This is a genomic window from Streptococcus mitis, assembly GCF_009496205.1.
Lineage (GTDB): Bacteria > Bacillota > Bacilli > Lactobacillales > Streptococcaceae > Streptococcus > Streptococcus mitis_BN.
The window spans coordinates 1-11468 of sequence record NZ_WIJO01000060.1 but is presented as its reverse complement, the minus strand read 5'-3'; the positions used below and the strand labels follow the sequence as shown (position 1 = coordinate 11468).

Sequence of the window (11468 nt, the reverse complement as noted above, 5' to 3'; positions counted from 1 at the left end):
TTTGGTTGATGATACGAGGGATTTGATGATTTTTCTTTACTAGAGGAGTCTCAGCGACCGCCATTTTCGAGCACTGATAGCACTTAAAACGGCGTTTTTTAAGGAGAATTCTAGTAGCCATACCAGTTGTTTCGAGGTAAGGGATCTTAGACGGTTTTTGAAAGTCATATTTCTTCATTTGACTTCCACAATCAGGACAAGATGGGGCATCGTAGTCCAATTTAGCAATGATTTCCCTGAGTGTATCCCTATTGATGATATCTATAATTTGGATATTGGGGTCTTTAATGTCGAGTAGTTTTGTGATAAAATGTAATTGTTCCATATGATTCTTTCTAATGATAGTTTGGTCGCTTTTCATTATAGATGATATGGGACTTTTTTTCTACAACAAAAAAGGCTCCATAATATCCATAGGGGATTTACCCACTACAAATATTATAGAGCCTTTTTTTATTGCAAGAGGTAAAAAGGGGCAAAACATTTCAAGACAGCTCATTTACCAATAAATACGATTCTGCTAATATAATTGAAAATGATGGAAAAAAGGGTGGATTTATGATATACTTTAATGTAGGACCTTTTTAGAAATTTTGAAAGAGCATAAAAAATTTAGAATGAGAAAAATTGTTATCAATGGTGGATTGCCCTTGCAAGGTGAAATCACTATTAGCGGTGCTAAAAATAGCGTTGTGGCCTTAATTCCAGCTATTATTTTGGCTGATGATGTGGTGACTTTGGATTGTGTTCCAGATATTTCCGATGTTGCTAGTCTTGTCGAAATCATGGAGTTAATGGGTGCTACCGTTAAGCGTTATGACGATGTGTTAGAGATTGATCCACGAGGTGTTCAAAATATTCCAATGCCTTATGGGAAAATCAACAGTCTTCGTGCATCTTATTATTTTTATGGAAGTCTTTTAGGTCGCTTTGGGGAAGCTACAGTTGGTTTGCCTGGTGGATGTGATTTGGGACCACGTCCTATTGACTTACACCTAAAGGCTTTTGAAGCAATGGGAGCTACTGTTAGCTACGAGGGAGATAACATGAAGTTATCTGCTAAAGATGTGGGACTTCATGGTGCAAGTATTTACATGGATACGGTTAGTGTCGGTGCGACGATTAATACGATGATTGCTGCGGTTAAAGCAAATGGGCGTACTATTATTGAAAATGCAGCCCGTGAGCCTGAGATTATTGATGTTGCCACTCTCTTGAATAATATGGGTGCCCATATCCGTGGGGCAGGAACTAATATTATCACTATTGATGGTGTTGAAAGATTACACGGAACTCGCCACCAGGTGATTCCAGACCGTATTGAAGCAGGAACATATATTTCCTTAGCTGCTGCAGTCGGTAAGGGAATTCGTATCAACAATGTATTATACGAACACTTAGAAGGATTCATCGCTAAGTTGGAAGAGATGGGTGTGAGAATGACTGTATCTGAAGACAGTATTTTTGTCGAAGAACAGTCTAATTTGAAAGCAATCAATATTAAGACAGCACCTTATCCTGGTTTTGCTACTGACTTGCAACAACCAATTACTCCACTCTTGTTAACAGCAGAGGGGCGTGGTACCATTATTGATACCATTTATGAAAAACGAGTAAACCATGTTTTTGAACTAGCAAAGATGGACGCAGATATTACGACTACAAACGACCATATTTTATATACTGGTGGACGTGGTTTGCGTGGTGCAAATGTAAAAGCTACTGACCTTAGAGCTGGGGCCGCACTTGTCATTGCTGGTTTAATGGCTGAAGGCAAAACTGAAATTACAAATATTGAGTTCATCTTACGTGGTTATTCAGATATTATTGAAAAATTACGTAATCTAGGAGCAGATATTACACTTGTTGAGGATTAAACCGTAGAGGTGTTTATGAATATTTGGACCAAATTAGCAATGTTTTCTTTTTTTGAAACGGATCGCTTGTATTTGCGTCCTTTCTTTTTTAGTGATAGTCAGGACTTCCATGAGATAGCTTCAAATCCAGAAAATTTACAATTCATTTTTCCAAGTCAAGCTAGTTTGGAAGAGAGTCAATATACACTGGCCAATTATTTTATGAAGGCTCCTTTAGGTGTATGGGCTATTTGTGATAAGAAAACTGAAAAAATGATTGGTTCAATTAAGTTTGAGAAGCTAGATGAAATTAAAAAAGAAGCAGAACTTGGTTATTTTTTGAGAAAAGATATATGGTGTCAAGGTTTTATGACAGAAGTTGTAAGAAAACTTTGCCAACTTTCTTTTGAGGAATTTGGTTTAAAGCAATTATCTATCATTACTCATCTTGAAAATGAAGCTAGCCAACGGGTTGCTCTCAAGTCTGGATTTCGATTGATTCGTCAGTTTAAAGGAAGCGATCGCTATACAAAGAAAATGCGTGATTATCTTGAGTTTCGCTTTGTAAAGGGAGAAATTAATGAGTAAACACCAAGAAATTCTAAGCTATTTGGAAGAATTACCCATTGGTAAAAGGGTCAGTGTTCGTAGTATTTCGAATCATCTGGGAGTCAGTGATGGAACGGCTTATCGGGCCATTAAAGAAGCTGAAAATCGTGGAATTGTAGAGACTCGTCCAAGAAGTGGTACTATCCGTGTTAAATCTCAGAAAGTTGCTATCGAAAGATTAACATTTGCAGAAATTGCAGAAGTGACTTCTTCTGAGATTCTGGCTGGGCAAGAAGGTTTAGAGAGAGAATTTAGTAAGTTTTCAATCGGTGCCATGACTGAACAAAATATCTTGTCTTACCTTCACGATGGGGGGCTCTTGATTGTCGGAGACCGAACCCGTATTCAGTTGCTAGCCTTGGAAAATGAAAATGCAGTTCTGGTTACAGGTGGATTTCAGGTCCATGATGATGTGCTAAAACTGGCTAATCAAAAAGGGATTCCTGTTCTGAGAAGCAAGCATGATACTTTCACTGTCGCGACCATGATCAATAAAGCCTTGTCAAATGTCCAAATCAAGACTGATATTCTGACAGTTGAGAAACTTTATCGCCCGAGTCATGAGTATGGTTTTCTGAGAGAGACAGATACAGTTAAAGATTATTTGGACTTGGTACGTAAGAATCGTAGCAGCCGTTTCCCTGTTATCAATCAACATCAGGTTGTTGTTGGGGTTGTTACTATGAGAGATGCGGGAGATAAGTCACCAAGTACCACAATTGATAAAGTCATGTCTCGTAGTCTATTTTTGGTTGGATTATCGACAAATATTGCCAATGTGAGTCAACGGATGATTGCTGAAGACTTTGAAATGGTACCGGTTGTTCGAAATAATCAAACCTTGCTTGGGGTTGTAACCAGACGAGATGTCATGGAGAAGATGAGTCGTTCCCAAGTTTCTGCTCTACCTACTTTTTCTGAGCAGATTGGTCAAAAACTTTCTTATCACCATGATGAAGTAGTGATTACAGTGGAACCCTTTATGCTAGAGAAGAACGGTGTTTTGGCTAATGGTATATTGGCAGAAATTCTGACCCACATGACTCAAGATTTAGTTGTGAATAGTGGTCGCAATCTTATTATTGAGCAGATGCTAATCTACTTTTTGCAGGCTGTTCAGATAGATGATATATTGCGCATTCAAGCACGCATTATCCATCATACGAGACGGTCAGCTATTATTGATTACGATATTTATCATGGTCATCAGATTGTTTCAAAAGCAAATGTAACCGTTAAAATTAATTAGAAACTAGGAGAAAAAATGATAACATTAAAATCAGCTCGTGAAATCGAAGCTATGGATAAGGCAGGTGATTTTCTAGCAAGTATTCATATCGGCTTGCGTGATTTGATTAAGCCTGGCGTAGATATGTGGGAAGTTGAAGAGTATGTTCGCCGTCGTTGTAAGGAAGAAAATTTCCTTCCGCTTCAGATTGGAGTTGACGGTGCAATGATGGACTATCCTTATGCTACCTGTTGCTCTCTTAATGATGAAGTGGCTCATGCTTTCCCTCGTCACTATATCTTGAAAGATGGTGATTTGCTCAAAGTTGATATGGTTTTGGGAGGTCCAATTGCTAAATCTGACCTGAATGTCTCAAAATTAAACTTCAACAATGTTGAACAAATGAAAAAATACACTCAGAGCTATTCTGGTGGCCTAGCAGACTCATGTTGGGCTTATGCTGTTGGTACACCGTCCGAAGAAGTGAAAAACTTGATGGATGTAACTAAAGAAGCTATGTACAAGGGGATTGAGCAAGCTGTTGTTGGAAACCGTATCGGTGATATTGGAGCAGCGATTCAAGAATACGCTGAAAGTCGTGGTTACGGTGTAGTGCGTGATTTGGTTGGTCATGGTGTTGGCCCAACCATGCACGAAGAACCAATGGTTCCTAACTATGGTATTGCAGGTCGAGGACTCCGTCTTCGTGAAGGAATGGTCTTGACTATTGAACCAATGATCAATACAGGTGATTGGGAAATTGATACAGATATGAAGACCGGTTGGGCGCATAAAACCATTGACGGTGGACTGTCATGCCAATATGAACACCAATTTGTGATTACGAAAGATGGACCTGTTATCTTGACTAGTCAAGGTGAAGAAGGAACTTATTAATAAAAAGTGAAAAGGCTGCTGGATGTTCATTTCTAAAGAATCCAGTAGATCTTTTCATATTAAATAAACGCATTGTATTGATGTTTTCAGACTTTTTCCAAGCCAATAAAATAGGCTCCATAATATCTGTAGGGGGACTTATCTACAGATATTATGGAGCGTTTTTTCGGCTCTTTGTCAACTGTAGTGGGTTGAAGAAAAGCTAAGCTCGAGAAAGGACAAAATTTGCCCTTTCTTTTTTGATGTTCAGAGCAATAAAAATCCGTTTTTTGAAGTTTTCAAAGTTTCGAAATCCAAAGGCATTGCGCTTGATAAGTTTGATGAGATTATTGGTCGCTTCTAATTTGGCGTTTGAATAGGGTAGTTGAAGGGCATTGACAATTTTCTCTTTGTCCTTTAGAAAGGTTTTAAAGACAGTCTGAAAAAGAGTATGAACCAGCTTAAGGTTGTCCTCAATGAGTCCGAAGAATTTCTCCGGCTCCTTATTCTGAAAGTGAAACAGCAAGAGTTGATAGAGATGATAGTGGTGTTTCAAGTCTTCTGAATAGTTCAAAAGCTTGTCTAGAATCTCTTTATTGGTCAAGTGCATGCGAAAAGTAGGACGATAAAAACGTTTATCGCTAAGTTTACGACTATCCTGTTGGATGAGTTTCCAGTAGCGTTTGATAGCCTTGTATTCATGAGACTTTCGATGAAACTGATTTATGATTTGGACGCGCACACGACTCATAGCACGGCTTAGATGTTGTACAATATGGAAACGATCTAGAACGATTTTAGCACACGGAAAAAGTTTTCTAGCCAAGTCATAGTAGGGACTAAACATATCCATAGTAATGATTTTCACTCGACATCGGACTGCCCTATCATATTTAAGAAAGTGATTTCGGATAATAGCTTGTGTTCTACCTTCAAGAACAGCGGTGATATTGAGCTTTTCAAAATCTTGTGCAATGAAACTCATTTTTCCCTTTGTAAAGGAGTACTCATCCCAAGACATAATCTCTGGAAGATGAGAAAAATCATGCTTAAAACGGAAGTCATTGAGCTTGCGAATGACAGTTGAAGTTGAAATGGACAGCTGATGAGCAATATCGGTCAAAGAAGTCTTTTCAATCAGCTTCTGAGCAATTTTTTGGTTGATGATACGAGGGATTTGATGATTTTTCTTTACTAGAGGAGTCTCAGCGACCGCCATTTTCGAGCACTGATAGCACTTAAAACGACGTTTTCTAAGTAGAATTCTAGTAGCCATACCAGTCGTTTCTAGGTAAGGGATCTTAGACGGTTTTTGAAAGTCATATTTCTTCATTTGCCTTCCACAATCAGGGCAAGATGGGGCCTCATAGTCCAGTTTAGCGATGATTTCTTTGTGGGTATTCCTATTGATGACATCCATAAATTGGATATTAGGGTCTTTAATGTCTAGTAGTTTTGTGATAAAATGTAATTGTTCCATAGGATTCTTTCTAATGATGGTTTGGTCGCTTTTCATTATAGATCTTATGGGACTTTTTTTCTACAATAAAAACGGCTCCATAATATCCATAGGGGATTTACCCACTACAAATATTATAGAGCCGAAACTTAAAGATGCAAAAGAGTTCAAAGCTAGCTTAGATGAGAAATTAAAAGAAGCTCAAGGAAAACTTCCTGAATTAACAGCGAAAGTTACTTCAAGTCGTCAAGAAGCTTTAGAAGCAGAAAAAGCAGTAGAAGCAGCACGTACAGCATTGAAAACAGCAGCTGAGAAAAACTTAGCAAACCCAGAAATCGCAGCATATACATTAGGTGAGTATGGAAGTTATAAAGTAACAGTAAGAACTGTTGATTCAAATGGTGTTGTAACAACTCCAACAGTAGGAAAAACAGACTCAGGAGAAGTTACAGAAGATGCAGTTGCAGAAACAACTTACTACATCGTAGTTTCTAAACCTGAAAAAACTTCTGGAGCAGAAGGACAAGAACAAACTGATTCAATGGAAAAAGGATTCAAGACTGGATTGCCAAATGATGCAGAAGTATCTGACTATAAACTAGTTGATCCAGAATCAGGTAAAAAAGTAAGTTCTGTAACTACTAGTGAAGGTACTTATGAAATTGATGAAAACACAGGTAAAGTGAACTTCACACCAGCTCCAGGATTTATTGGTACGGCTAAACCTTTAACAGTTTCAGCTAATGTAACGTTAACAGGAGATGATGGTCAACCAGTAGTAGTAGAATCTTCAACTACTTACACACCGACTGTATATGGTGTTAAACCATCAAATGATGAAACTAAAGGAAAACAAGGACAACCTCAAGAATCTAAATCAGGAAAAGATCGTTTCTCTGAATTAAATACAGGAACTAACACTCCAGATGGCACAAATGTAGACTGGTCTACAGCTAAGTACTCACTAGAAGGTGCTGATGAAGAAGGTAAAGTTGTAGTACCTGGAGAAGGAACATATAAAATCGATAAAGATGGTAAAGTAACATTCACTCCAGAACCAAGCTTCAAAGGTAAAGCAAAAGGAGTAGATGTTAAAGTAGCTGTGACAGCAACAGACTCAGAAGGAAATAAAGTTGAAGTTACATCTAGTGGTGACTACACTCCAGAAGTGGAAGAAGTAGAACCAACTGCAGAACCAAAAGAGACAAGTGGAAAACAAGGTAAACCACAAACTCAAGATGCAACTACAATGTTCAAAGAAGGTGACGAATCAGCACCAATCGATAAATCTACAGTGAAACTTGTAGACCCAACAGGTGCAGAAGTCACAACAATGCCAGCTCTTAAAGATGGAAAAGAAGTGGGTACTTATACTTTAGATCCAGAAACTGGAGTAATTACATTCCAACCAAATAAAGACTTTACTGGAACACCAGACCCAGCGAAAGTAACTGCAGCAGACAAAAATGGAACAAAAGTAGAAACAACTTATACTCCAACTGTGACTCCAGTAGTACCAGAAGGACAAGATAAAACGACAACAGGATTCCAAGGTAAAACTCAAACAGGAACGGTAACATTTACAGCAGGGGATACTGAGTTCCCGATTGATGCTAAAGTTCCTGCGACATTTGAAGATGGAACAACTAGAAAAGAAGTTCCAGGAGAAGGGGTATACACAGTAGCAGAAGACGGAACAGTAACATTTGTACCTGAAAATCAATTTACAGGAACAGCTAAAGGTGTAACTGTAAAACGTGTAGATACAAATGGAACTCCAGCTACAGCGAAATATACACCAATTGTTATACCGGTAGTACCAGAAGGATTTGACAATGTTACAACAGGAGTTCAAGGTGAAACTCAAAACGGTAAACCATACTTCAAACCTGGACGTGAAGATACGCCAATTGATGAAAATGTACCACCGAAATTAATCGATCCAATAACTGGGCAACCGTCAACAACAAATGAAATACCAGCAAAAGATCCAGAAGGAAATGTAATCGGTAAATATGCTTTAAATCCGGCTACAGGGGTAGTAACATTCACACCAGAAAATAAATCTTATGTAGGACCAGTTCAACCAGTAACGGTTCAACGTCAAGATACGAATGGAACAACAGTACCTGCGGAATATACTCCAGTAATCGTAGGGGTTAAACCAACGGCTAAACCAGCTGATTCAACAGATGTACAAGGGGTAGAACAATCGAAAGAAGTAACATTTACAGCAGGTAAGGCGGATGTAAATGGAACAGAAAAATCAGTAGCAATTGATCCTGCTTCATTCAAACTATTAGGTGAAGATGGACAACCAGCAGACTCAGTACCAGCTAAAAATCCAGCAGGAGATGTTGTCGGTATTTACACACTAAAAGTGGTAAGTGGAAAAGCAACGGCGGTATTTACACCAACGGATAAAACTTATGTAGGAACGGTTCAACCAGTAACGATTCAAGCGGCAGATACAAACGGAACAACAGTAAAAACTACGTATACTCCAAATATCACGCCAATTAAACCAACGGCAACACCAGTTAAAACAACGGATGTACAAGGGAAAGCTCAATTTGGAACTCCAACATTTACAGCAGGAGATTCAAGAGTACCGATTGTTGAAACTTCAACGAAATTAATCGATCCAGAAACAGGAAACCCGGTAGACTCAGTGACTGTTGAAGGAGAGGGAACATATACAATCGAACCAAATGGAAGTATTAAATTCCAACCAGAACCACAATTCACTGGAAAAGCAACAGGTATTGATGTTCAACGCTTAGATGAAAATGGTACACCTGCTAAAGCTACGTACACACCAACAGTAACTCCAGTTAAACCAACAGGAGAAGATGTTACATCAGAAGATGTACAAGGTGCTGAACAAAATGGAACACCAAAATTCACACCAGGAAATCCTGATGTTGCAATTACAATTACTGATGAGCAACCAGCGAAATTAATCGATCCAGAAACAGGGAAGCCAACTGATAAAACCACAATAGTGATTCCTGATGAAGGAAAATACACAATCGATCCTAAGACTGGAGAAGTAACATTCACACCAGAACCACAATTTACTGGTCAAGCAACAGGGGTAACTGTTCAAGTGAAAGATGCGAACGGAAAACCTGTAGAAGCAAGCTACACACCTAAAGTTAAAGGTGTAACTCCAACAGCAACACCAGCTAAATCTAAAGATATTCAAGGTAAACCACAAACAGGATTACCAGAATTCAAAGGTGGAACAGTAACGGTTAATGGTGTACCAAAAACTGTTGAGATTGATGAAACAAAAGTACCTAAACTTCTTGTTCCAGAAACAGGAGAACCAACTGATGAACCAGTAGTAATTCCTGGAGAAGGAACATACACAATCGAAGATGGTAAAGTGAAATTCCAACCAGAACCACAATTTACTGGAAAAGGAGAAGGTGTAGAAGTTCAATGTGTTGATAAGAATGGAACGCCAGTAACAGCTAAGTATACTCCAAAAGTAGTGCCAGTAACGCCAACTGGAGAAGATAAGACATCAGTAGGACCTAAAGGTCAACCACAAACAGGAACACCAGTATTCAATGGTGGATCAGCGAAAATCAACGGAAAAGAAGAAACTGTTGAAATTGATGAGGATGTACCAGCTAAACTAGTTGATCCTAAGACGGGTGATCCAGTTGATTCTGTAACAGTTGATGGCGAAGGAATATATACAATCGATGCGACTGGTAAAGTGACATTCACGCCAGAATCAGAATTCTTAGGAACAGCAACAGGTGTAACAGTTCAACGTCAAGATAAAAACGGAACGCCTGTAACAGCTACGTACACACCAACAGTAACTCCAGTAACGAAGACTGTAGACAAAACATCAGAAGGTGCTAAGAATACTCCACAATCTAACACTCCAGAATTCACAGGAGATGTTGACTTAGATGTACCACCAACATTTGATGATGGAGCAACTACAAGAGTAGTAGAAGGAGAAGGAACATATACAATCGATGCGACAGGTAAAGTAACATTCACACCAGAACCAGAATTTACAGGTACTGCAGATGGAATTACGGTCGTTAGAAAAGATAAATTAGGTAAAACTATCTCTGCTCAATACACACCAACAGTACGTCCGGATACTGAATTTGTAGACGAAAATGGAAATCCAATTAAAGGATATCCAAGTGAAGATGGAACAACACCGAAGAAAGATAATGTTCCAGAATACAGATTCGTAGAAACGAAGAAACTTCCAAACGGAGATATCGAACACGTATATGAAAAGGTTGTAACGCCAACACCTACTCCAACTCCATTTGAATACAAAGTCATCACAACTTATGTAGATGAAAACGGAGAATTAATCATTCCGGATGAAAATGGTTCACATCCAGGTAAAGAATTAAAAGGATATGAAATCGTTCGTACTGAAAAAGAGGCGAATGGAAATGTCCGTAATATTTACCGTAAAGTGACAACACCAGAAACATCTATCATCACAACATTTGTGGATGAAAATGGTAACCCAATTCTTCCAAATGAAAATGGCGAAGTTCCAGCTAAGGATATCACAGGATATGAATTAGTCAGAACAGAGAAAGATGCGAACGGTAATGTCCGTCATGTTTATCGTAAGATTCAAGAAACAATACAAGAGCAACCAGTGCAACAAATATCAGAAAAAGAAGCTGAGGCTAAACAAGAGTTGCCTAACACAGGTACAGAAGCTAACGCTAGCCTAGCAGCGCTTGGACTTCTTGCTCGCAAGAAAAAAGAAGACTAAAAACTCATAGTTTTTAGAGTCTGGGACAATAGTCCCTTATTTCCAAAAAAAGCAACGGATTTGCCGTTGCTTTTTTGCATGGTTACGATAGTCTTGGTAAAATAGAATTGCTTAATAAATCATTTAGAAAGGCCATCCCATGCATATTCACTATAACACAAATCAAACAACTTTACCACTAGAAATCAGTTCTTTCTTACCACAAGACCATCTCGTCTTTACTATTGAAAAAGTGGTGAATACCTTGGAGGATTGTCACTTCCATGCCTTCTATCATGCCTTTGGTCGCCTGTCTTATCACCCTAAAATGCTTATAGCTACTCTTCTATTTGCCTATTCACAAGGGATTTTCTCTGGACGAAAAATCGAAAAAATGATGATTGAAAACCTCGCTATGCAGTACCTAACAGGACCGTTGGTTGTCAGCTACCGCACCATCAATCGTTTTCGAGTCGCTGAAGAGATGGAAGAACTCATACGTAATCTTTTCATGGACCTCAATCTTCGTTTAAAAATGGAAGAGTTAGTGACCTTAGATTGTCTGTTTATTGACGGGACTAAGATTGAAGCCAATGCCAACAAGTATAGTTTTGTGTGGAAGAAAGCGACAGAGAAATTCTCCGCCAAACTGCAAGAACAGATACAGAACTATTTTCAAGAAGA

At 38.7% G+C, this 11468-nt stretch carries 8 protein-coding genes and 2 pseudogenes; 7 read left to right on the top strand and 3 right to left on the bottom strand.

What is annotated here, in order from left to right:
- A partial coding sequence (locus GEZ85_RS08755) for a transposase family protein (RefSeq protein ID WP_194251549.1) occupies window positions 1–325 on the bottom strand: 325 nt, incomplete at its 3' end.
- A 292-nt stretch (window positions 326–617) separates the two neighbouring features.
- Between GEZ85_RS08755 and GEZ85_RS08750 the strand changes: the two genes are divergently transcribed.
- The 4 genes from GEZ85_RS08750 to GEZ85_RS08735 are packed head-to-tail and all read left to right on the top strand — an operon-like array spanning window position 618 to window position 4590.
- Window positions 618–1877, top strand: a complete 1260-nt coding sequence (locus tag GEZ85_RS08750; RefSeq protein WP_153210178.1) for a UDP-N-acetylglucosamine 1-carboxyvinyltransferase — start codon at window positions 618–620, stop codon at window positions 1875–1877.
- Between the two features lie 15 nt (window positions 1878–1892).
- A complete protein-coding gene (locus GEZ85_RS08745; RefSeq protein ID WP_153210177.1) occupies window positions 1893–2444 on the top strand; it encodes a GNAT family N-acetyltransferase in 552 nt (183 codons plus the stop codon).
- Complete coding sequence (spxR, locus tag GEZ85_RS08740; RefSeq protein WP_153210176.1) at window positions 2437–3714, top strand: CBS-HotDog domain-containing transcription factor SpxR; 1278 nt, start codon at window positions 2437–2439, stop codon at window positions 3712–3714. Before GEZ85_RS08745 ends, spxR begins: the two co-directional genes overlap by 8 nt.
- A gap of 15 nt (window positions 3715–3729) precedes the next feature.
- Entirely contained in the window at window positions 3730–4590 is an 861-nt protein-coding gene (locus tag GEZ85_RS08735) for a methionyl aminopeptidase (RefSeq protein WP_000631543.1), read from the top strand.
- Window positions 4591–4792: 202 nt separating this feature from the next.
- Here GEZ85_RS08735 and GEZ85_RS08730 read toward each other — a convergent pair whose 3' ends face one another.
- Entirely contained in the window at window positions 4793–6049 is a 1257-nt protein-coding gene (locus GEZ85_RS08730) for an ISL3 family transposase (protein WP_194251548.1), read from the bottom strand.
- Between GEZ85_RS08730 and GEZ85_RS10665 the strand changes: the two are divergent.
- Window positions 5952–7823 (top strand): annotated as a pseudogene (locus GEZ85_RS10665) (hypothetical protein); the annotation flags it as partial. The gene GEZ85_RS08730 and the pseudogene GEZ85_RS10665 sit on opposite strands and share 98 nt — an antisense overlap.
- A 6-nt stretch (window positions 7824–7829) precedes the next feature.
- Window positions 7830–10805 carry an Ig-like domain-containing protein gene (locus GEZ85_RS10660; RefSeq protein ID WP_474104139.1) on the top strand — a complete coding sequence of 992 codons (2976 nt, stop codon included), beginning with the start codon at window positions 7830–7832 and terminating at the stop codon, window positions 10803–10805.
- Here GEZ85_RS10660 and GEZ85_RS10565 read toward each other — a convergent pair.
- Window positions 10802–10984: pseudogene (locus tag GEZ85_RS10565) on the bottom strand (hypothetical protein). The gene GEZ85_RS10660 and the pseudogene GEZ85_RS10565 overlap by 4 nt on opposite strands.
- Here GEZ85_RS10565 and GEZ85_RS08720 point away from each other — a divergent pair.
- Window positions 10945–11468 (top strand): transposase (locus tag GEZ85_RS08720; protein WP_194251547.1); only part of this gene is annotated, 524 nt, incomplete at its 3' end. The pseudogene GEZ85_RS10565 and the gene GEZ85_RS08720 overlap by 40 nt on opposite strands.

Excerpts from the sequence above, each read along its gene's own strand:
- GEZ85_RS08750 (WP_153210178.1), top strand. The coding sequence starts at position 618 with ATGAGAAAAATTGTTATCAATGGTGGATTGCCCTTGCAAGGTGAAATC.
- GEZ85_RS08745 (WP_153210177.1), top strand. The coding sequence starts at position 1,893 with ATGAATATTTGGACCAAATTAGCAATGTTTTCTTTTTTTGAAACGGAT.
- spxR (WP_153210176.1), top strand. The coding sequence starts at position 2,437 with ATGAGTAAACACCAAGAAATTCTAAGCTATTTGGAAGAATTACCCATT.
- GEZ85_RS08735 (WP_000631543.1), top strand. The coding sequence starts at position 3,730 with ATGATAACATTAAAATCAGCTCGTGAAATCGAAGCTATGGATAAGGCA.
- GEZ85_RS08730 (WP_194251548.1), bottom strand. The coding sequence starts at position 6,049 with ATGGAACAATTACATTTTATCACAAAACTACTAGACATTAAAGACCCT.